Source organism: Sulfuricella denitrificans skB26, from assembly GCF_000297055.2.
GTDB lineage: Bacteria > Pseudomonadota > Gammaproteobacteria > Burkholderiales > Sulfuricellaceae > Sulfuricella > Sulfuricella denitrificans.
The window spans coordinates 2113457-2134897 of the sequence record NC_022357.1; the positions used below are offsets into that span (position 1 = coordinate 2113457).

The 21441-nt window shown below is 55.8% G+C and carries 15 protein-coding genes; 2 read left to right on the forward strand and 13 right to left on the reverse strand.

Translation table 11 applies throughout. The features are described 5' to 3' along the window. Positions 1 to 146 precede the first annotated feature (146 nt). The 5 genes from SCD_RS10265 to SCD_RS10285 form a co-directional block, all read right to left on the reverse strand. Positions 147 to 2576, reverse strand: coding sequence for an ATP-binding protein (locus tag SCD_RS10265; RefSeq protein ID WP_009205082.1), 2430 nt, complete (start codon positions 2574 to 2576; stop codon positions 147 to 149). Beyond that, the gene (locus SCD_RS10270) at positions 2573 to 3520 is read right to left on the reverse strand and encodes an ABC transporter substrate-binding protein (RefSeq protein ID WP_009205083.1); all 948 of its coding nucleotides are present in this window, start codon (positions 3518 to 3520) and stop codon (positions 2573 to 2575) included. Before SCD_RS10270 ends, SCD_RS10265 begins: the two co-directional genes overlap by 4 nt. Positions 3521 to 3527: 7 nt before the next feature. After that, complete coding sequence (locus tag SCD_RS10275; protein WP_009205084.1) at positions 3528 to 5582, reverse strand: TonB-dependent receptor plug domain-containing protein; 2055 nt, start codon at positions 5580 to 5582, stop codon at positions 3528 to 3530. A 161-nt stretch (positions 5583 to 5743) separates the two neighbouring features. Then, a complete protein-coding gene (locus tag SCD_RS10280; RefSeq protein WP_232504399.1) occupies positions 5744 to 7882 on the reverse strand; it encodes a TonB-dependent receptor plug domain-containing protein in 2139 nt (712 codons plus the stop codon). Positions 7883 to 8048: 166 nt separating this feature from the next. Continuing rightward, on the reverse strand, positions 8049 to 8288 hold the full coding sequence (locus SCD_RS10285; RefSeq protein ID WP_041673981.1) for a hypothetical protein: 240 nt from the start codon (positions 8286 to 8288) through the stop codon (positions 8049 to 8051). Positions 8289 to 8417: 129 nt separating this feature from the next. Between SCD_RS10285 and SCD_RS10290 the strand changes: the two genes are divergently transcribed. Beyond that, positions 8418 to 8831, forward strand: a complete 414-nt coding sequence (locus tag SCD_RS10290) for a DUF4870 family protein (RefSeq protein WP_009205087.1) — start codon at positions 8418 to 8420, stop codon at positions 8829 to 8831. A gap of 99 nt (positions 8832 to 8930) precedes the next feature. Here SCD_RS10290 and SCD_RS15765 read toward each other — a convergent pair whose 3' ends face one another. The 8 genes from SCD_RS15765 to SCD_RS10330 all read right to left on the reverse strand — a co-directional run bounded on the left by SCD_RS15765 (position 8931) and on the right by SCD_RS10330 (position 20692). Then, entirely contained in the window at positions 8931 to 9371 is a 441-nt protein-coding gene (locus tag SCD_RS15765) for a sll1863 family stress response protein (protein ID WP_009205088.1), read from the reverse strand. 134 nt (positions 9372 to 9505) lie between these two features. Continuing rightward, a complete protein-coding gene (locus SCD_RS10300; protein ID WP_009205089.1) occupies positions 9506 to 12649 on the reverse strand; it encodes a transglycosylase domain-containing protein in 3144 nt (1047 codons plus the stop codon). A 196-nt stretch (positions 12650 to 12845) separates the two neighbouring features. After that, on the reverse strand, positions 12846 to 13160 hold the full coding sequence (locus SCD_RS10305) for a hypothetical protein (protein WP_009205090.1): 315 nt from the start codon (positions 13158 to 13160) through the stop codon (positions 12846 to 12848). A gap of 289 nt (positions 13161 to 13449) precedes the next feature. After that, complete coding sequence (locus SCD_RS10310; protein WP_009205091.1) at positions 13450 to 13815, reverse strand: DUF6164 family protein; 366 nt, start codon at positions 13813 to 13815, stop codon at positions 13450 to 13452. A 23-nt stretch (positions 13816 to 13838) separates the two neighbouring features. Further along, the gene (locus SCD_RS10315) at positions 13839 to 14219 is read right to left on the reverse strand and encodes a hypothetical protein (protein ID WP_009205092.1); all 381 of its coding nucleotides are present in this window, start codon (positions 14217 to 14219) and stop codon (positions 13839 to 13841) included. A 760-nt stretch (positions 14220 to 14979) separates the two neighbouring features. Continuing rightward, the gene (locus tag SCD_RS10320) at positions 14980 to 16440 is read right to left on the reverse strand and encodes a hypothetical protein (protein ID WP_009205093.1); all 1461 of its coding nucleotides are present in this window, start codon (positions 16438 to 16440) and stop codon (positions 14980 to 14982) included. Between the two features lie 86 nt (positions 16441 to 16526). After that, entirely contained in the window at positions 16527 to 17609 is a 1083-nt protein-coding gene (locus SCD_RS10325; protein WP_408645533.1) for a ribonucleotide-diphosphate reductase subunit beta, read from the reverse strand. Between the two features lie 239 nt (positions 17610 to 17848). After that, entirely contained in the window at positions 17849 to 20692 is a 2844-nt protein-coding gene (locus SCD_RS10330) for a ribonucleoside-diphosphate reductase subunit alpha (RefSeq protein WP_009205095.1), read from the reverse strand. 323 nt (positions 20693 to 21015) lie between these two features. Here SCD_RS10330 and SCD_RS10335 point away from each other — a divergent pair, with 323 nt between their 5' ends. Further along, positions 21016 to 21285, forward strand: a complete 270-nt coding sequence (locus tag SCD_RS10335; protein ID WP_009205096.1) for an ABC transporter permease family protein — start codon at positions 21016 to 21018, stop codon at positions 21283 to 21285. Positions 21286 to 21441 lie beyond the last annotated feature (156 nt).

Consider the following 21441-nt stretch of genomic DNA (forward strand, 5'->3'; position numbering starts at 1 on the left):
CATGCTGGAAGGCATGCGGGTTTTTCTTTTCCTAAGGAAGCGCCGATTAAGTGACAAATCGTTATTCAGGCGAAGGCCGGAATCTAGAAAATGCAATGCACTGGACACCGACTTTCGCCGGTGCGACAAATAAATCAGCGTTTCCCTTAAGCTTCCGGAATGGCTCCGCTCGCTTCCAGCGTCAGGAGGCTTTCCGCCTCCTGCTGGAGAAGAGCGAGCTTGTCAGCCACATCCGGGGCGCGATTACGGCACGCCACTTCCAGGCGCAAAGCGGCAATTTCAAGCGCAGAAATGCCGCAGTAGAGCGCACCGCCACGCAGACGGTGAGCCAGTTCCTCTACTTTTTCAAGATCGGCAGCCGAATAGGCTGTCTCAAAGGAATCCAGGCAGGAGGGCAATTCAGCAAGCTGCATTCTCAGTGAAGCCAGCCAGTCTTGCCGACAACCGCCTGCCCGTTCCATGCCAAGTTCGGCATCGATAATCGGCAGATCGGAGTGAGGCGAATCGGGGAAATATTCCTCAACAGTCCACTCCTCTTTCTTTCCGGCGTCCTGAACACCAAGAGGAGGGAGGAGACACCATTTCTCTATGGCCTTGCGCAGAGCTTCCTCAGTCAGGGGTTTTTCCAGGTAGTCATCCATCCCGGCAGCCAGGTAGCGCTCCCTGTCCCCACTCAGCGCATTGGCGGTCAGCGCAACGATGGGAGTCTGCTTGCCCCCCTCCTGCAACATCCGGATGCGTCTCGTCGCCTCGATCCCATCCATCGTCGGCATGTGCACATCCATCAGGATAAGATCGTAGTGCTGCCTGCCGCAAGCCGCCATGGCAGCAACGCCATCTGCGGCCTCATCCACGGCAACACCCCACTGACGTAACAAAATCAAATTCAACTTGCGGTTGATTTCGTTGTCATCCACCACCAGAATCCGTAACTGGTCGGGCAGGGGATTTTCCTCCTCCCCCGGCAAGGGGAAGTGGGTTGAGACAACTTGGCTCTCAACAGGTCGTGAAGGAAGCAAAGCCGTGTCCCCGCCCGCTTCCTTGAGGCACAGCGAAATCGTGAATCGTGATCCTTTGCCTGACTCGCTTTCAACCGCGATGGTGCCATTCATCATTTCGACCAGACGCCGGGTAATTGCCAGCCCCAGCCCGGTGCCTCCGTAGCGGCGGGTAATCGAGGCATCCCCCTGGCTGAATGGCTGAAACAGTTGCCCCAGTTGTTCGTCGGTTATGCCGATACCCGTGTCAGCCACGCTGATTTCGACTTGTGTGGAACCGTCGCCTCCATCCAGATGCTTCACCGTGACGGTGATAACGCCGGAGTGGGTAAACTTGATGGCATTGCCGAGGAGATTGGCCAGGATCTGACGGATACGGGATGGATCGCCGATCAGGTTGACAGGTATATCTCGATCGATCTCCAGGATCAGACGCAATCCCTTGCTCTGCGCACTAGGCGTATAGAAAAGGATGCATTGCTCGATCAAGTAGCCCAGATCGAATGCCAGGCATTCAATCGACAGTTTGCCCGCTTCGATCTTGGATAAGTCCAGGATGTCGTTGATAATCGCCAGCAAACTTCGGGATGAAGTTTCGCAAATATTGAGATAATCCTGCTGAACATCGTCAATGCGGGTCTTACCCATCAAACCGAGGAATCCGATCAGGCCATTCAAGGGCGTGCGGATTTCATGGCTGATGTGGGCAAGAAACTGGCTTTTGGCCTGATTGGCCATTTCCGCGCTGGCTTTTGCTTTCTCAGCCTCATCCTTGAGCCTTGCCAGATCTCGCGTGCGTTCCTCGATGCGTTCCTGCATGTCAGAGTAGGCCGATTGCAATTCTCCTGCCATTTCATTGAAACCTTGCTCCAGTTTCGCCAACTCACCCCCGGAATCCACCGCAACGCGAGCATCAAGCTTGCCGTGGGTCATGCGCACGACCGCATCGAGCAGGCGTAACAGCGGATGGGTGACATCGCGACTCATGCGTAGCGCCAGCAACAATGCCCCGAAAAAGCCGAGCAAGCCGATGGTTATACTGATCAGAATGAAATGGTTTTTGCGCTGCTGGGTGGCAGCCGTGGACAGTTCAACGTAAACCCTCCCAAGTACTTTCTTTTTATCGGCGGCAGGAGGTTTCGCATAATCAACCAGGCCATATTCGTCGATATCGTTTTTATTCTGGTATATCTGCGCTGCAAAAACCAGGGAATCCTTTCCGGTCGAGTCGAATTGGCCGACACCGACAAGTCCAGCCGATTTATAGTCAAAATGGCTGGGGTGGCCACTCACTGCGAGGATCTTGTCGCGGTCATCGGTAATGATGATCGCGTTGACGTCTTCTTCCTTCATGAGCGCCTGAGAGAGCGCCTGAAGAATTTCACGGTTGCCGGAAAACGCACCGTATTCGCTGGCCGGCGCAAGCTGACGGGCAATCAGCATGCCCCTCGACTTCAGGGTGCTATCCATTTCCGCGATGCCACCAATCACCACCAGAATGCTCAGTAAAGCGGAAATGACGACCACCGGGAACATCGCCAGGAACAATATCCTGTATTTAATGTTCCAGTTTTTCACGGCTCGCCCTCTGAAGCGCCCTTCAGCTTGTTGTTCAGGCTGGCTTCATCATCGAGACTGATCCCGAGCGAACGGGCGACCTGAGCATTGACACCGACCGAGAAATACCGGGGTGGCTGGGGCAATGACAACCGCCTGTCTGCCGCCAGGCGCTGGATCACTTCAGCTGCCTGCTGGCCGATTTGCTCGGGCACGCTGAACACCGCCGCAATCGCACCTGCCTTGACGTAGGAAGGTGAAAACCCGATCAGCGGCACCTGATGACGATAGGAGGTAAGGAGAATGCTCTGGACGGTATTGCGGTTGTAGATCAGCGGATCGGGCACCGACAGCAGCACATCACATTCACCCAGCAGCCGCTTCAATGACGGCAACAGGTCGGCCTCGCCATCCACCGTCTCGGTGATCGCAACAAAACCGGCAGCCTTGGCCGCCGCACTCAGCGCCGTGGCAAGTTCGGAGGAATTGGGGGCCAGCATGATACCGACTTTTATCCGGCCGGGAAGCGCATGGCGAATCAGGGCAAACTGGCGTGCCCATGGCTGATCCAGGTAGATCGCGGAGAAATTACGCGGATCGCCCAGGCGCCCGCTCTGTCGGGCAGTTTTTTCGAACGCTGCGCGCGGCACCAGCACGTTGAGTATGGGTTGAGGTAGCTTCTTTTTCGCCAGCTCATCCATTGCCTCAGTACCGACCGCCACCAGCACCTGTCCCTGTTCTGCACGGAGTGATGCCCCTTCCATCAGCGAGATTACTTTGACCGGCAGACTGACTGTGCCGCCATTCCGGGAAAGGACCGCGCGCAGCTTGTCCGCCACCTGGGCATAGGCGCCGCCTTCCTCGCTGAGCACCACAGTCACCCCATCCAGCGCTGCCGCAGTGAGCGGCAGACAGAGCATGGCCAGGCTAAGGCACAGAGCGGAAAGGACGCGCAGGTAGTACATCAGGCTGTCAGAGGTCCAGCTTCAGATTAAGCCAGGCAGTCCGACCCGGAACTTGGTTGTCGTGACGGAACTCGAAATATCGCGCATCGGCGAGGTTTTGCACTATCAGCGCCAGTTCACCGTTCGTCCCTCCGGTACTGAAAGTGTAGGCGATGCGGCTATCCCAGCGACGTACGGGGGCGATAAAATATCCCCTGCCTTGATTAAGATCAGCATCCGTTCTGTCAAAATGAGTTTCATCAGTCTGATACCCCGTCACGCTGGCTCTCCAGTGATTGTCGAAACTGTGAGACAGCATCAAACTCTGATTGTTGGTCGGCACCGAATAACTGTAGATAATCCTGTCCACATCGGGACTCACCGTATCCGCATGAGACAATCCATATGTCAGTCGGGTATGCGGCCCGATGTTCCATTTTAACTGGGTTTCAAAGCCTTTAACGGTGGCGCGGCCGGCATTGAGATTGCCATGATCAGCCGCATCATTTCTGCGATCTGCAATCAGGCTGGAGTATTCCTCATAGAACAAACGAAAATCCACATCCAGCCGGGAGAACTTCCCCAGATACCCGATATCGGTGGTGTGAACCCTTTCCGGATTCAAGATAGGAAGGGATGGATGGTTCTTATCTACGCGCTGATATACCTCCCAGGCTTTCTCAAACACGGAAGGAGTACGTGTGGCCTTGGAATGCGAGATACGCAGGGTATGTCCCGGCAGGAAATGCCAGTTAGCCGCCAACCTTGGTGTGATATCGGTACCGGTATAGCTGTTGTTCTCAGCCATGGCTCCGACGTTGAACACCAGATCCGGTCGTGCTCGCCACTCCAGGTTGCCGAACAAGCGGGACAAATCAAAAGGACGCGTATCAAAATCATCCGCTCGTGGCGGACCAAGTGCAAGCCCTAGGTCTCCAAGCTCGTGAGGTGCGTAAGTAGTGTCACGACGTACGCTGCCACCCCACACCAAACGGGTGTTGGCGATTGGCGCGAAAGTATGCTGAATTTCCAGGTCGTAACGCTGAAGGATTACATCGCCATTCGATCTTGCATTGAACTTTAACGGATCTGAGCTAGTGTTTATCAACTGTGCACTGCTGCTTTCAACCATATGGTAAAACTGTACCGAAAGCCCTCCTCCATCCGACAAAGCCCGCCGCCAATGCAGCTGCTCAAAATGGTTGTCAGCCTGCTTGTCTGGCGCATACCACCCATCCACCTCCCCTGACTGTCTTGGCCCGCCGTTGTAGCCGAACTGAAACTCCAGCGTATCTGCGAGATTAACCTGATAATCGGCACGGAAAGTCAGCTGACGAATTTTTTTGTCGTCGAATTTATTTTTGGTCCAAGAATATATGGCGGCAGGGGCCCCCCGCAAATCAGGGTTATTGATATCGGCATCTTCCCCCTTGTCATTTCGCAGACTGGCGGTGATACGATAAGTAAGGCCATCGTTTTTGCTGCCATAACGCGCTACCGCTTCCTCCCGACCTCGCCCACCGGAGAGGGAAAGATGCTGGCCCAGGGTCTCGGCCGAATGGGATGTGATGATGTTGATCACCCCGGTGAATGAATTGGCGCCATAGCTAGCCGCGTTTGGCCCGCGTATCACTTCGATGCGATCGATGTCATCTATCGCTACCGGAATATCGCTCCAGATCACGCCGCCGAACAGGGGCGAATAGACCGAGCGGCCATCCACCAGCACCTGCATACGATGAGAGATGGTTTCCGACATCAAGCCGTGATAGCTAACGACACTTTCGCTGGAATAATAACGCGCTGCGTGATACGCCACGAACATCCCCGGCACCAGCCGCATCACCTCCGACAAGTCCCAGGCCCCTGAATCCTTGATCATCTGCCGGTCAATGATGGTCACTGCCGCAGGCGCTTCGTCCACCCGTTGGGAAAGGCGCGAGACACTGAGCACGACGGGCATTTCATCCAGATAGGCGTCTTCAGAAAATGCGTTGTTTTCAGCCGCCGATGCCATGCCTGCGTAAAACAGCAGAGAGCTTCTCAGCAAGCCGGATACTAAATTGGAACGGGTTTTATTCATTTAGCCTCTTGCCTGGATTGCGGTGACACGCTTTGTACGTAGATACGAGCATGGTTTTGATTCGGTCAAGTCAGCTGGCTTTGGAGGATAGGACAAATTACCAGAAAGCCTCTCCCATTCGTATAGGGGATTCCCTCATATTATGGCGCTATCCATCACCATCAGAGATCAAGCTTCAGATTAAGCCAGGCGCTGCGGCCAGGTGGTTGGTTGTCGTGACGATATTCGAAGTAATTTGAATCAGCCAGATTCTGCACCACCAGAGCTAGTTCGCCATTTCCAGTTCCAGCCTTGAAACGATAGGCCACACGGCCATCCCAACGGCGGTAAGTATCGACGAAATAACTTAACTTATCAGGACCAGAATCTGCTCCCACCATACGCACCTCACCCACCTGGTAACCCATCAGACTGCCGCTCCATCGATCATTGAACCGGTGCGTCAGCATCAGGCTCTGGCTGTTGGTAGGCGCTGAATTGGTATAAGCCTGTCCATCCTCGTTGGGGCTGGCGATACGGGTATGGGATAAACCATAAATCAGTTTGGTGCGTTGACCCAGTTGCCACTGCAACTGGGTTTCGAAACCTTTGACCACGGCACTGCCGGCATTATGGCTTGCGGTTGAAGATACTCCATAACAGGCAATGCCCGGCACAGTCAAACCCGCAGGCACAAAAGGTGGCACCACATAACCCCCTAAATTCGGCAAAGTACCCGTGGGATTGCAGGGATTGTATTTGTAAGGCGAAATCAGATCAGTGAGTTCGTCATGGAACAGGCGGAAATCCACGTTGAGCGAGGCCAGATGTCCGATGTACCCAAGCTCTGTCGAGGCGATGCGCTCTGGCCGCAGGCCGTTTGTGGCGGAGCGAAAAATCAAATCTGCCTGGGGAAATGCAGGCACTCCGGTCGGGACACGGTAACGGTTGTCGGCCTCCGCTTCATACAAAGTCGGGGTACGAGTCGCTTTGGAGTGGCTGGCGCGTAATGTATGGCCGGCTGCGAAATGCCAGTTAACCGCCATGCGGGGGGTGACATCAGTACCGGTGAAATCATTGTTCTCCGCCATCGCGCCCACATTCACCAACACTTCAGGCTTGACGCGCCACTCCAGGTTGCCGAACAGCCGTGCAAGATGAAAATCAAAGCTATCCTGCCGGTTCAGATACAGCGGCCAATAGGTTTGATCGAGGCGCACGCTGCCTCCCCATACCAGGCGGGTATGATCGCTCGGCGAGAAGGTGTGCTGCACCTCCAGGTCATAACGATGGGCGACCACGTCGGCATTGAAGCTCAGCCCCTGATATCCGGAAGCGGTCGGATAGAGGGTGTCAGCGGTGCTTTCCTGGCTGTGATAAAACTGTACCGACAATTCGTTGCCCAAATCCAGGCTGCGGCGCCAACGCAATTGTTCGAAATGGTTTTCGACACTCTTGTTGCGCGGATAAAAACTGTCAACCGACCAACCTTCCTGGCGGCTCCCTCCGTTGAAACCAAACTGAAACTCAAATTGGTCAACAGCGCTGAGATGGTAATCAGCTCGGAAGTTGAGCATCTTGATCAGCTTGTCATCGAACTTGTTGAGTGCCCAGACATTCGAGTTTGACAGGGGGTTGTCGATCCTGACATTTTCACCTTTGTCATTACGCTGGCTGGCAGTCAAGCGGTAAGTCAGATCGTCGCTGCGGCCGCCGTACCGTGCAACCACCTCGTCCCGGCTGCGCCCGGAGGAAACCGAAACAAACGTTCCTTGCTGCTCCGCCGGATGACGAGAAATAATATTGATGACACCGAGAAAGGAGTTGGCGCCGTAACTGGCGGAATTAGGGCCGCGGATCACCTCAATGCGCTCGATATCATCCAGCACAATCGGAATGTCAGCCCACAGCACACCGCCGAACAGGGGGGAGTACACCGAGCGCCCGTCCACCAGAACCTGCATGCGATGGGCATAGGCGTCACTCAAGCCATGATAGCTGACCATGGAATTGGTGGTATACACGTTGCTGGCGTGGTAAGCGACATACATGCCCGGCACCAGTCGCATTACCTCCGACAGGTCCCAGGCACCGGAATCTCTGATCATGTCGCGGTCGATTACGGTCACGGCCGCAGGCGCTTCGTCCACCCGTTGGGGAAGCCGCGAAACGCTGAGTACGACAGGCATTTCATCCAGAAAAGCGTCTTCTGAAAACACACCATATTCTCCCGCCGACGCCATGCTGGCAGAAAGCAACAAAGCGCTCCCCAGCAAGCCATGTCCGGGGCTAAAGTGGGAAGAAAAAAAGGAAATGCACACGTAACCCTCCCAGGCCACAGTTTTATTTGTGGACTAAGTATTTATTATTAGAAGCTGGATAGTTTTTTGAAGTTGCTGATAAATTAACAGAAAACCCTTGCAACTGCCTAGGAGTTTCCCTTATCGAGGTGCGGACCAAAAAGTCGCAAATCAGGTCTTGAGCCTGCTAATCGAGCCAACGCACCAGATAGAACAGCCTGAAACCCTCGGACGAACGCGAGGGACCGAATACCACGGCAGGCACTAGCCGCTTGGCAGGATCGGCGCCGGTTCGCGCCTCTTCCTCGGACGCTTTCACCTCCACGCAGTTTTCCGGGAAACGCTTGCGATTGGGGGTCGGCGCATAAACCAGCGCGTAGCATTCGTGGGCAAGGTCGGTATCGGGGTCAATCAGGGAGAATTTCATGGTCGTTGGGTCCAGGGGCTGTTCCGCCAGAAGCATGTCAGGAAGATTCATTTTACTACGGTCGCGCTCTTCCCGCCGCACCGCTGGCGTGACTGTATACTTAGGAAAGTTCGTACACCCGGAGGAATCATGACAGACATCGATGCGACATTCAGCAACCCACGACCTGCAGACTCGCTCGTTACCCTCACCCATGTGATTTACGCCTTGCACGCATTCACAGTGGTCACCGGCATCATCAGCTCGGCCTTCATCCTGACCGCGTTTCTCACCGGCTGGCCATCGATCCTCGCAGTGATTCTCAACTACCTGAAGCGGGACGAGGCGCGCGGCACCTATCTCGAATCCCACTTCCGCTGGCAGATCCGCACTTTCTGGTTTGCGCTGCTGTGGGTGGCCATCGCCTGGCTGTTGATTATCACCCTGTTTGGCATTCCCTTCGGGATAGCGGTCTTCATCATCGCCGGTCTGTGGGTGCTGTACCGCATCGTGCGGGGCTGGCTGCGCCTGATGGACCGACAGGCGATGCCATCTCAGGATTGACCCATGCACATCGTGATTACACTGGACGGAAAGGCCGGCACGGTGATCGCAATGGATGCGGTATAGGCACCGAGAAAGTTCGTGGCCAGGCTTACCGGATCAACGGTCGCCTTCCCTGGTTTTTTGCATGTACTGCTTCAGGCGGTCAATGGCGCCGGAAACGCCGGCTTTTAGTTCTTCCCATTTTTCGCTGGTGTCGGTCTTCAGGTCGGCAAGCTTTTGCTCCGCTGCCTTCAGTTCCGGCTCCAGGTTCTGGATCTGCCGGTCAAGCTCGGCTTTCGCCTCCCCGCTAAGCTTCTTCGCCTTCTTTTTGAGTTCCGCCATTTTCTGGTTGAGTTCCGCCATTTCCTTCTGCGCCTTGACGACGAACTCGTCGCGCTCCTGCCTGGCCTTGGCTGTCATGGCATCGATGGCCTCCCCGGTCTCTTTCCGTACATCGGCGGAGTCCGTCCTGGGCGGAGCGCCCTCTTCCCTGTTTTCGGCTGCGGACACGGTTAATGCCAAGCCCAACAACATGGGCAACAGAATGCGTTTCATCATGGATTCCTTTCGCTGGTCGGCCCTGCATGGGCTCGATGATCGCCCCGCAACGGCAGCATTTCCGTGCAGCGCAAAACTTCCGGATTTTTCTGTATAGCGTAAGCGGCGCAGGCGTTCAAGTTGAAGCCGGACAGCTATTCCGTCTCAGGCTCCGCCTGCTGCGTGGAATTGACCGCCCCATCGCCGTTTTGCTCCGCTTCGGGCACCGGTTTTTTCGCCTTGCCTTTCTTCTCGGCCGCCATCCGCAGTTGCTCAGGAAGGGGCCTGGCCGTATCGGTGAGCGGCTTCAAAGTAGGCAACAAGTGCTTCAGGACTTGCGCCGAAAGCGACGAAGTGAACTCATAGTCGTTGGCGTCTGCGCCAGGCACGAACGCGGTTAGCGAGCCGAAGAAACGATCCCCGATGAAGAACACGAACGTGGCGGAGCGGTTCACCGCGCGAGATTCCTTGATCACGCCCGCCGCTGAGAAAGTGACGTAGCGATGGTCGCCGGTACCGGTCTTGCCCCCCAGCGGGATCTGCGTACCGTCCTCCCTCACGATGGCGTGGGCAAGGCGCGAGGCCGTCCCTCCCTCCACCACGTCGATCAGCACGCTGCGTACCGTAGTCGCCAGTTCAGGCGAAAACAGACGCTCGTTTTTGACGGGGGCGCGCTCGACGACGGTTTCATAGGGTGTATCCGCACCGAAGCGCATACCTTCAATCATCACTGGCGGAGCCCGGACCCCATCGTTAAGTATGATGCCCATCAGTTCGGCGAGCGCAGCGGGGCGATCCCCTGAACTGCCGATGGCGGTGGCCAGCGAGGGAACCAGCGAATCGAACGGGTAGCCGAGCCGCTTCCAGCGACGATGAATTTCCAGGAAGGCCTCCACTTCGATCAGGCTGCGGATGCGGACATCCTGCGCGTTCCTGTGCACGGTCCTGAGCAGCCAGTCATAGACGTCAATACGTTCGGCGCTGCTGGCCGCGATCATATCCTTGTACTGTGCGCCGGGATGAGTGCTCAGGTAGCGCACCAACCACAACTCCAGCGGATGGACGTTCGCAAGGTAGCCTTGGTCAGCCAGCGAGTATTTTCCCGGTCCGTAGCTCTCATACATGGCACGCAAGGCATGACCGTCAGAACCTTTGAATCCGGGCAGGCGAGACTCCATGAATTTGGCGAACTGCTCCAGGGTCGCCTGCGGCTCAAGATAGCGGTAAGCGGCTGCTAGCCGGCGCGGCGTGACCCGAATGCCGGAAAAGAAAATATCCTTGATCTCCGCTGCCGATTTGCCTTTGTACTTATGATAGAAGCGGATAAGGAACTCCTTGCTTTCCTTGTCCGCAAAACGTTTGAGGTATTCCTGGCGCTGCGGGTCGTCCATGTCCTTGAGGATATTCGCCCCCGGCGTCTGGTGCATGGTGTAGCGCACCACATCCCGCATCAGACGAATATAAACCAGGTTGACAGAAAAGCGGGTGGCTTCGCGCACGCTGATAACCTTGCTGTCGTCCTCGTGCTTGAAGTTGTGGAAGACATGTACACCACCGCCGGTAAAGAACCGCTCTTGCGGGTTAGCGGAATACTTGCGCTCCATGGCAGCATCGAGCATGGCCGAGAGGCTTTTGTCACCGCCTTGCAGCAGATAGTCGATTGCCCAGCGGGTGAGGTTGTCACCGGATTCCACCTTAATTTGCCGCAGCTCTTTCGGGGGCAGAGATGCATATTGTCCGTGCAGACTTTCGATGATTTCCAGGTAAGTCACCAGCGTTCTCAGCTTGGCAGTGGAACCCAGGTCGAGCTTGGCGCCCTGGTTGATGTCGAACGGCTGGTCGAAATTGTCGGCCTGAACCCGAAGTTTGGCGCCCTGCGGCGTCAATTCATGGAGCGTAAAACTGTAAATAATCTTGCCCGGATCGGCTTTGCCCAGCATCCGGCTGCCATAGAGCCCGGCAGCGCTCGCAGCCTCCGGTTTCCTGAGACCGCGCAGAATATCCGTGACCTTGTGCTGCCGTTCCCCGTCGAGCGTGCTTTGCACGGAAAGGTCCAGGCGGTCGAGTTCATACAGACGGGGCAACCCCAGGAGGGAAGCCAGTTTTACACGCACGGCACTGGCCGCCTTGCGGGGCAGGAAATCCCCGGTTTCTTCCGGCACTGCCGCGGTAAGAAACTGGAGCTTCACCTTCAGGGCGGCATCCCTGACCGCAGGCGAAATCACGCCAGCCTGCGCCAGCACCCTCAGATGGCTGTTGGTCAACTCCTCAAGGGACTTGTGCTCTTTCAGCAAGTAAGCCGATGGCCGACGCTGAGCGATCATCAGGCTCAACACATGTTTGTAGACCCTTGCGAATTCGCCCAGGTCGGCACCGCTCGCCGGTATCGACTGCAATGTCCGATTGACGTGATTAAAGTTCCACCCATACCAGGCCCACATCCCGTCACCGATGCCGTTCACTTCCCCGAACCCGGAAACCGCGGCGAGCGGAACCGTGTTGAGGTAGTTCAACACGATGCGCCGACGTGCAGGCAGCGTGCTCTCCCCGTCCAGATAGGCACGCACGGAAGCGGATGCGATCTGCTGCAGCTTGTCGCTGGCAGTGAGGGTCAGGCCATTGGGAGAATGTCTGTACTTCTCGATTTGCGTGGCCAGCGTGCTGCCTCCGGGCACGTCATGTTCCGGACGGAAAAGCTGGATCGCCTTGTCCTGCACGGCTTTTCCGAGCCGGGTCCACTCCACGGCCGGATTCTTCATGACGTGGCTGGGGTCCAGCAAATCGCGGTTCTCGATATACAACAGGCTATTCACAAGGATCGAAGGAACCGCCTCGAAATTCTCGTAGACGCGCCCCGGGGAAAGCGCCTTGAAAAATGGCTGGCCGCTGGAATCCGTGATGAGCAGACCGGCCTGGGATTTTTCCCGGTAGGGGATGAACAATCCCAGATCGACCAGCTCCTGCATGCGCGGCGACAGCCGTGCCTGAGCGCCCACCTGGAAACCCTGGCCCGCAAGGCGCGGGATCATGGCCGGCAACCGGCTGTAGCCCAGGCGCTCGTCGTAAGGCCCGGCCTGTGGAATGGACAGCCCCGGATTAGGCCCGCTCTTGACTGTCCAGCGCAGGTCCTTGGCAAGCCGCGACAGATAATCCGCCTGAAATGCCGATGATTCTGTCTCCCTGAAAATAAGGATACCCAGTATGACGAGGACGAGAAAAGCCAGGATCAAAAATGCGAAGAAAATGTGCTTGAGTGTGCGTTTGATGATGCCGGATCTACCGAGAGGGTTTTGTTCCACGTTTATCTATTATGAATGAGGATATTATCAGGCTGAAATTGTACCCCATGCTTAATGCATAGCACCAGACACGGGATTGGACTTTGCGAGCGACGCAACAACAGTAACAGCAATCCGGCCGGAAAAGTCAGAAACGTCCCCAGTAAACCACAAGGGAGAAAATGGACAGGGTGCGCAGAACGCACCCTGGATAGGCTTATTGCACTACGGAAACATCGGCTTTCCCGCTTTTCTTGTTGAGGGTATAACGGAAACGGGGCGGATTCACCACAAAAGAAATCAGCATGAACACAAAGGCCAGCGCGGCCCAGCCGAAGAGTGCCTGGAAAAGAAAAGCCATCTGGCCGTCACTATCCAGAGCAACATAGTGCTGCCCCTGCGAACCGATAAACAGCATGAACCTGCCCGGATCGAACCCAAAACTTCCAAACGCCAGCCAGAACGTGGCGGCCACAGGGCAAAGAAAAGCTGCCATAAACATGCGCCACAGGTAATCGGATATGTCTTTCATGTTCCAGTTCTCCTTTAGGTGAAACAACAGCTTTCTGTTTTCTTGTTCTCCGGTTCAACTCTAATTTTATTTAACCCGCCAAATCCCTGATCCAGCGATCCAGCAAACCCTACAATTTGAAGAATACCCATCTCATTCTGAAATGCAAGTGCTTCTATTATTTAGATATTCAGACCAATAAGTCGTTATATGCGGATTAAGCGCGCCAATCGAACGAGCGCACCGGCGAGACTTCCGGCCTGCCTCTCAGAAGAATGCCAATACCCCCAGATACCCGGGCTGCATTGCGCTATTTCCCGATATCCAGAAAAGGCTTGATGGAAAAATACAGTACGGTGGCAATGACCACCAGATAGACAAAGAAGCGTTGCGGATTTTCCCTGATCACATCACCTAACGTTCGCTGCCTTCCCATTTGTTCGAGTTGTGCATATTCCTCCCTGACCTTGACCAGCCGTTCTTGCTGGTAATGATCGATGAGCACTTTGGCTTTCTCCAGTTGATTCTCATCATGCAGCCATAGGTAAGGCAGCGATACGCCCCAGTTTCCCGCGGGAGTCTCGTAGAAGTCGAGCTCATTGCTGCGCAATAATTCACGGATTTCTTCGGCCTCGTCATCGGGCACGTTATGCAGAGAGAACAATTTTATGGACATGATCGTTTCTTATTCAGCCCGGATTATAGCCACTCGCTCAGCACAGCCTTGATCGCCTCGTCAGAAACAGGCGTAGGCAATACCGCATCGATGTGCATGCGCTGGCGCACCCGGTCCAGCGCATGCGTATCCTGCGGATCGTAAAGCACCAGTATCCGGGTGTCCTTGAACGGCTGAGCCGTCGCCAGCAGGGATTCGAGATTGCTCAGGCGATCGCGAAAATCCGACTGGAAATAGAAATCCGCCACGATCACGTCAGGCTTCAGCTTGCGCACCAGCGAAACCGCCTTGCGCACCCGCCACTCGGTTGTCACTTCGAAACCGAGCTGCTTGTAGAGATCAGGCAATCGGCCGTGGGTGATGAATTCGATTACAGCGAGGAGGGATTTGGGTTTAGTAGTCATGGTTGTTTGGTTGTGGCTTTCTGGTTTTGTGGGATGCGCCATGCGCACCGATTATTTGGGTGCCGGGGGTAGCCCGGCGGGCTAGTTGCTGTCTTTAAACGGCTAAAGAAAGTAACCAAAGAAAGCCGCCCCTCTCCACCGCCCCTTCGGGGTTCCCTGCGTTGCTCACCAAGCCGGGCTGCTGCGGAACTCGCGCTTTGCGCTCAGACAGTCCTCGCAGAAATCTCCCGGCTCGTCTGCGCTACTCGACGGCGGCCCAAGGGGACCGAACATCAAAACCACCCCATCCCCATCCTGGCCTTCCCCTTGAAGGGGAAGGAACCCAACAACCCCACAACACCTGCCCCCTCTCCCCAGTGGGGAGAGGGTTGGGGTGAGGGGGACAACGGCGAGACCTCGCCCACAAAACCTAAATCCCCTTCTGCGCCGCTTCGGTTTGACGGCCAAATTGGGATGAAGGCGAGCACTGTCCGAGCTCCGCAGCAGCTTGCGGTTTGTGCAAGCTGTCAGGGCGAGTTGCGCAGCCGCCCAATTTGGCCGTCAAACCGAAGGTAGCCCGCAGGGCCGGCGCGGCAGGGTGTCTTTTTGTTTGGTTACTTGTATTTTGGACAAGCAAAATAAAGTAACCTGCTGCCGGGCAGCCCCCGGCATCTAAGCATTTGTGCGCATAGCGCACCCCCAAACATCCGGCGCAATGTGCTTCGCTTATTGCGCCCTACGCGGGCAGAACGTCATCTGCAAAGCATTGTTAGCCATTAGCTTATACCTTGGACGCTGAGATCTTTTGGGTTGCGTCAATAACAATGACATTCTCTGCTCCTTCCTGCTGAATGCTTTTCATGATCCGCCCAACCCTAGCTATCTCAGCTTTCGTGTAACACAAAATGACCTTAATATCGGATATGGATTTTGAGGCCTTCTTGTATATTTCGGTTTGGTTGAGCAAATTCTTCTTCAGAGATGTCGAACTTCCAAGCTTAAATTCGACGATTGTGGAGTCCCTATTACCGTAGGACACCTTATAATCAGCCGGCCCACGACCATTATTGACTTCAGCATTAACATCTATCGGAGAGGCGAACCAAGTCAACCGAAATATTCGTTGTATGGTGTCTTCCGAAGCTATTGGCTTGCCATTTTTATAGAAAATTCTATAGCCATCATTGTCTTCGATGACCTGTTTCAAATAGCGAACTCGTTTCAATGCTTCCTGATAACTATTCGGAGGGATGCTGTAAAAGTTACTATTGCTGACTACGTGCTCACAGAACTCGACAAGCGTTGCGAGCAGTTCCGCTCTTAGCTTGTTAACCTTCTCCGAAGATAACGCTACTGCATTGTTTCGATTGCTCTCTTTGTTGCGGATGTAATAGTCAAGGATTTCTGGATACTTCTGGACCGTTGCATCTATGGCTCGTTCAATATCTTCCTTCCTTGGGTTTGTTGGAAGCCTCTTCTGAAAATACAGGTTAATTGCGCCCCGCAGAGATGAATTATCCAGTGCGCTTGTTATCTGCCTAAAGTTGTTTGTAAAGTCGCCATGGCAGATGAAGGCATCATCCTTTGTGAGGATGTCTATTGGCGTAAGGAGTATGAAGTCTTCTTCTCTATCTCCTTTATAGAAGTACGGAAGTTCAAAGCACTTCGGTTTCCAAACCATCAAGTCCACATCAAACGCACAGCGAACGGAAAAAACTTTGCGCTGCTTCGCGTCTAAATGTGATCTCGCAAAATCCTGCGAGTAGTTCAGCAGGTACTCAAGCATCAAGTTTGTCGTGAAATCGCTGATGAAGTCACGTCCGATGCCGGACCCAACAAGCGTAAGCTTCTCTATGTGTGACGAAGACGTGACTGTTTCATCGCCAAAGTTTGAATAGAACCCGTTGAAGGCTTTGATAAGATTATTGGCGAATTTCGGTCCTAGTCCCTTCCCATTGTTTCCCCACTTGCATACGCCCAGCCAGTTCTGTCTGACTTCCGGGAACTGAAATAAATTTAGGCCTGCCCCAGGATTGGTTACCGCATGTTTCTTTAGGTTGATCAGATGACCGACAATTTGATCATGCAAAGATTGGTACTCAGGTTTGTCGGAAGCGAAGAGCAGGAAAGGATCAATGAACAGAGGAAGATCAGCCTCCAAGCAGATGTTGAGGGCACCATATTGGTCAATAACGGCTTGGTTTATGCCGAAATAGTCCGCGAACAATAACTGGCTATTCATAAGGTCTGCTCATGAGGGCTAAATAGATATAAGCTCCAATTCAAAAACAAAAAAGGCGCAGTCTCCTGCGCCTTCCTGACCGAGCCTTAATCCCAGCTCAAAGCCCCCCCAGATTGATACTCGGTAACCCGAGTCTCAAAGAAGTTCTTCTCCTTCTTCAAATCCATCATCTCACTCATCCACGGGAATGGATTTTCCGCCCCCGGATAAAGCTGGTCGATCCCGATCTGCTGGCAACGACGGTTGGCGATGAAGCGCAGGTATTCCTTGAACATCGAGGCATTCATGCCGAGCACGCCGCGCGGCATGGTGTCTTCGGCATAGGCGTATTCCAGTTCCACAGCCTTCTTGATCAGGCCGGCGATCTCGACACGGAATTCCGGCGTCCACAGATGCGGGTTTTCCATCTTGATCTGGTTGATCAGATCGACGCCGAAGTTCAGGTGCATGGACTCGTCGCGCAGGATGTACTGGTACTGCTCGGCGGCGCCCACCATCTTGTTCATCCGGCCCAACGCCAGGATCTGCACGAAACCGACATAGAAGAAGATGCCTTCCATGATGCAGGCAAAGACGATGATCGAGCGCAGCAGTTTCTGGTCGTCTTCCGGCGTGCCGGTCTTGAAGTTCGGGTTGCACAGAGTGTCGATGAACGGAATCAGGAACTCGTCCTTGTCGCGGATCGACGGCACCTCGTGGTACATGTTGAAGATTTCGCCCTCGTCCAGGCCCAGGCTTTCTACGATGTACTGGTAGGCGTGGGTGTGGATGGCCTCCTCAAATGCCTGGCGCAGCAAGTATTGACGGCATTCCGGCGCGGTGATGTGGCGGTAGGTGCCGAGCACGATGTTGTTGGCGGCGAGGCTGTCGGCAGTGGTAAAGAAGCCGAGGTTGCGCAGGACGATGCGGCGCTCGTCGTCGGTCAGACCGTTGGGGTCTTTCCACAGCGCGATGTCGCGGTTCATATTCACTTCCTGCGGCATCCAGTGGTTGGCGCAGGCATCCAGGTATTTCTGCCAGGCCCAGTTGTACTTGAACGGCACCAGCTGGTTAACGTCGGCGTCGCCGTTGATGATGCGCTTATCTTCGGCCTTGATGCGGCGGGTGTCGTGGATGCCGGTGAGGGCAGCGGAAACGGGCTCGGCGGGTTGTGGCGTGTCTTGTGGCATAGGGGCGGCGGCTCTGGTTGGAGTGGTGTCTTCGAAATTCAGCATATTATTGTCTCCTTTAATTTCTTGATTTCACCGCAAGGGACGCGAAGGTTTATATTGCTTTACCTCGCGTAACCTTGCGTCCTTTGCGGTGAATAAAGCCTTTTACTGGCAAGCCTCGCACTCGGGGTTGTGGCTACGGCATAACATTGCGCCTGCGGCGAAATGTGAGCCTGCACCGCAATCATGAGCGTTCGTCATTGGCATGCCTCACACTCAGGATTGTCAATCGAACAAAACTGGGTTTCCGCCACTATCCCGCCGTCCACCGGCACGGCGTTCAGTGCGCCGGCCTTGGAGGTGGATTTCTCGGCGTGGGTGGCGCCCAGGCTACGCAGGTAGTAGGTGGTCTTGAGGCCACGCAGCCACGCCAGCTTGTAGGTTTCATCGAGCTTCTTGCCGGACGGCGAGCCGATGTAGATGTTCAGGCTCTGCGCCTGATCGATCCACTTCTGGCGGCGGGCGGCGGCTTCGATCAGCCAGCTTGGGTCGACCTCGAAGGCGGTGGCGTAAAGCTGGCGCAGTTCGGCCGGGATGCGGTCGATCTTGGCCAGCGTGCCATCGAAATACTTGAGGTCGGAGATCATCACTTCGTCCCACAGCCCGGCCGCTTTCAGGTCTTCCACTAGGTAATCGTTAACCACGGTGAATTCGCCGGACAGGTTGGATTTCACGTACAGGTTCTGGTAAGTCGGCTCGATGCTGGCGGAGACCCCGACGATGTTGGCGATGGTCGCGGTCGGCGCGATCGCCAGGCAGTTGGAGTTGCGCATGCCGAACTGCTGGATGCGGGCGCGCAGGGCTTCCCAGTCCAGGGTGACGGACTCGTCCAGCTCCAGATAACCGCCGCGCGCCTCTTTTACCAGGGCGTTGGACTCGTGTGGCAGGATGCCGCGATCCCACAGGCTACCGGTGAAAGTAGCGTAGCGGCCGCGCTCTTCGGCCAGTTCGGTGGAAGCCATGTAGGCGTAGTAGGCCACCGCTTCCATGCTGCGGTCGGCGAACTCGACCGCAGGCTGGCTGGCGTAGGGGACGCGCAGGGCGTGCAGGCAGTCCTGGAAGCCCATGATGCCCATGCCTACCGGGCGGTGCTTGAGGTTGGCGTTGCGCGCCTTGGCCACGGCGTAGTAGTTGATGTCGATGACGTTGTCGAGCATGCGCATCGCGGTGCGCACGGTGCGCTGCAGCTTGGCGGTGTCGAGCACGCCATCTTTCAGATGCGCCACCAGGTTGACCGAACCCAGGTTGCACACCGCGATTTCGTGCTCGTTGGTGTTGAGCGTGATCTCGGTGCACAGGTTGGAGCTGTGTACCGTGCCCACATGCTGCTGCGGGCTGCGGATGTTGCACGGATCCTTGAAGGTGATCCAGGGATGGCCGGTTTCGAACAGCATGGTGAGCATCTTGCGCCACAGCTGCAGGGCGGGAACCTTCTTGTGCAGCTTGATCTCGCCGCGCTCGGCCTTGGCTTCGTAGGCGGTGTAAGCCTCTTCGAACGCCTTGCCGAACAGGTCGTGCAGGTCGGGCACGTCGTTCGGGCTGAACAGGGTCCAGTCGCCGGCTTCCATCACGCGCTTCATGAACAGGTCCGGAATCCAGTTGCAGGTATTCATGTCGTGGGTGCGGCGGCGGTCGTCGCCGGTATTCTTGCGCAGCTCCATGAATTCCTCAATGTCGAGGTGCCATGTTTCCAGGTAGGCGCACACCGCGCCCTTGCGCTTGCCGCCCTGGTTCACCGCCACGGCGGTGTCGTTGACCACTTTCAGGAACGGCACCACGCCCTGGGATTTGCCGTTGGTGCCCTTGATATGGCTGCCCAGCGCGCGCACCCGGCTCCAGTCGTTGCCGAGGCCGCCGGCGAACTTGGACAACAGCGCGTTTTCCTTGATCGCCTCGTAGATGCCGTCGAGGTCGTCGCTCACCGTGGTCAGGTAGCAGGAAGAAAGCTGCGAGCGACGTGTACCGGAGTTGAACAGGGTCGGCGTCGAGCTCATGAAGTCGAAGCTGGAGAGCACGTTGTAGAACTCGATGGCGCGGGTTTCGCGGTCGATTTCGTTGAGCGAAAGGCCCATCGCCACACGCATAAAGAACGCCTGCGGCAGCTCGATGCGGCGCTCGTCGATGTGCAGGAAGTAGCGGTCGTACAGGGTTTGCAGGCTGAGGTAGCCGAACTGCAGGTCACGCGATGCCACCAGTGCGGCGCCCATGCGCTTCAGGTCGAACTGCGCCAGACGCTCGTCGAGGCGTTCGGCTTCGATACCCTGCTTGATGAAGTCGGGGAAATACTCGGCGTAACGGGTCTCCATGTTGGCCTGGCTGGTAGTCTCGCCCAGCACTTCCTTGCGGATGGTGTCGAGCAGCAGGCGCGCGGTGACGTAGCTGTAGGCCGGTTCTTTCTCGATCAGGGTACGGGCGGAGAGGATGGCCGCCTTGCCCACTTCCTCGATCGGCACGCCGTCGTACAGATTCCTCAGGGTATGTTCGAGGATAGGCTGCGGCGTAACGGCCTCGCCCAGTCCGGCGCAGGCCGATTGCAGCAGCGCGTTGAGGTGCGCCATGTCGAGCGGGGAGGTCTGGCCATTTTCTATGACGTTGATGACATGCGGCGCGGCAGCGGGCTGCTCCAGCTTCTGCCGGGCGCGCTCCTGGGTGCGCTGCTCGCGGTACAGCACGTAGGAACGGGCGACGTCGTGTTCGCCGGAGCGCATCAGCGCCAGTTCGACCTGGTCCTGGATATCTTCGATATGGAACGTACCGCCGTTAGGCTGGCGGCGCATCAGGGCAGACACCACGCTCTCGGTCAGCGCGGCGACGACCTCGCGAACACGCGCAGAAGCCGCGCCCTGGCCGCCGTTGACAGCGATGAACGCCTTGGTCAGTGCAATCGAGATTTTGGCGGGCTCGAAACCGACCACCGAGCCGTTACGGCGGATGATCCGGTATTGGGTATAAAGGGATTCAGTCCCCGTCACGGCTTCGCCGGAACCGAAGTTCGATGCTGCAAAAGGGGAAGGTGAAACGGAATCGGTAGCAAGCTGCATGGGTGGTTATCCTCCGGTTTTATTATTGCGATACATCGGTATGTCTTGGCTGTTTTGTCCACAACATATCCACTGCATATTCCTGACATATCCACAACATCTTGTGTCTGGCCTATCAAGTTACCACTAATTCTAGTATCGCAGTTGACAAAACGCAACCGCTATTTCATGCCGGGTTTTCAGGTCTAATGACCTTTTTACCTAGGTCATTGAATTTCCAAAACAGTGCGATACTTACTATATTTGAATATAAGAAATCCCTGTACATAAAGCCCTCACCCATAATCGTATTCGTCGCTCGCGGCCTGACCAAGACTGACCACATGGGGGAAGCGGAGGTACCGGCGTTGCGCGCGCTGGATATCGAAATCGCGCTGGCGATTCCGCTCGGTCTGTGGCTGGGCTACCTGCTGTCGGTACTGATCGTCTCCATGATGACGGCCGAGACCATCACCTTCCCGGTTGTCATCACCTCCAGCACCTATGCCTACGCCGCCCTTGTCATCCTGGCCGCCGGCGTGGTCAGCTCGCTGATCGTGCGCAACCGGGTAGATTGCCTGGATCTGGTAGCTGTATTAAAAACCAGAAAGTGAGCGGGTCTTCCCTGTCAACGCCCTTGACTGACACCAGACAGCGAGCTGAATAAGCACGGAAACGCATCACCCTCCCGCCAATCTCTCTTGATGCATCCCCAGCCCGGCCTGATAGCTGGCAGGTCTCCAAAAGTTGACTATATTGATACTAATTAC

Coding starts and splice junctions, on each gene's coding strand:
- SCD_RS10320 (WP_009205093.1), bottom strand. CDS start 16,440: ATGAATAGCCAGTTATTGTTCGCGGACTATTTCGGCATAAACCAAGCC.
- SCD_RS10290 (WP_009205087.1), top strand. CDS start 8,418: ATGACAGACATCGATGCGACATTCAGCAACCCACGACCTGCAGACTCG.
- SCD_RS10310 (WP_009205091.1), bottom strand. CDS start 13,815: ATGTCCATAAAATTGTTCTCTCTGCATAACGTGCCCGATGACGAGGCC.
- SCD_RS10305 (WP_009205090.1), bottom strand. CDS start 13,160: ATGAAAGACATATCCGATTACCTGTGGCGCATGTTTATGGCAGCTTTT.
- SCD_RS10315 (WP_009205092.1), bottom strand. CDS start 14,219: ATGACTACTAAACCCAAATCCCTCCTCGCTGTAATCGAATTCATCACC.
- SCD_RS10270 (WP_009205083.1), bottom strand. CDS start 3,520: ATGTACTACCTGCGCGTCCTTTCCGCTCTGTGCCTTAGCCTGGCCATG.
- SCD_RS10275 (WP_009205084.1), bottom strand. CDS start 5,582: ATGAATAAAACCCGTTCCAATTTAGTATCCGGCTTGCTGAGAAGCTCT.
- SCD_RS10325 (WP_408645533.1), bottom strand. CDS start 17,609: ATGCCACAAGACACGCCACAACCCGCCGAGCCCGTTTCCGCTGCCCTC.
- SCD_RS10330 (WP_009205095.1), bottom strand. CDS start 20,692: ATGCAGCTTGCTACCGATTCCGTTTCACCTTCCCCTTTTGCAGCATCG.
- SCD_RS10285 (WP_041673981.1), bottom strand. CDS start 8,288: ATGAAATTCTCCCTGATTGACCCCGATACCGACCTTGCCCACGAATGC.
- SCD_RS15765 (WP_009205088.1), bottom strand. CDS start 9,371: ATGATGAAACGCATTCTGTTGCCCATGTTGTTGGGCTTGGCATTAACC.
- SCD_RS10335 (WP_009205096.1), top strand. CDS start 21,016: ATGGGGGAAGCGGAGGTACCGGCGTTGCGCGCGCTGGATATCGAAATC.